This window comes from Tessaracoccus sp. OH4464_COT-324 (assembly GCF_003932855.1).
Taxonomy (GTDB): domain Bacteria; phylum Actinomycetota; class Actinomycetes; order Propionibacteriales; family Propionibacteriaceae; genus Arachnia.
Genome location: NZ_RQYZ01000111.1, coordinates 1 through 420 on the forward strand (window position 1 = coordinate 1; position 420 = coordinate 420).

Annotated in this window: 1 protein-coding gene; it reads left to right on the forward strand. The window is 39.3% G+C overall.

Features of this window, described 5'->3' with window-relative positions; genetic code table 11:
- Positions 1 to 46: 46 nt before the first annotated feature.
- The coding region (locus EII42_RS12335) for a Fe-S-containing protein (protein WP_233558413.1) at positions 47 to 420 on the forward strand (374 nt) is incomplete at its 3' end.

Genomic DNA, 420 nt, shown 5'->3' on the forward strand with positions numbered 1-420 from the left:
CGGCAAATTGCATCGGTTCGTTTGGATTAATAGCGACGGCAAGGCTGTGCGTTTTTTCATTATTAATCGTTCAACCAAAAAAATCAGTTTAGCAACGGTTTTTGATGCTTGTATTCTCTGTGGCGATCAAGGCTATGTAATGGAAGGCGATCAAGTTGTTTGTATTGGTTGTGGGGTAAGAATGTTTATTCCTTCCATTGGGAAACCCGGTGGTTGCAACCCAGTACCAATTGAAAACTGGCAACAGACGGACACGCATGTTGTGATTAACCGTAAAAGTTTAGAAGAAGGGTTAAATTACTTCTCCACTATTGTTGAACTCGAAGTAACAGATCCAGTGGATCAGACTAAATTAAAAAATACCAGCGCTGAATATAAATATAGCCATGAGCGAATGACATATTTCTTCAGCAATGAAAA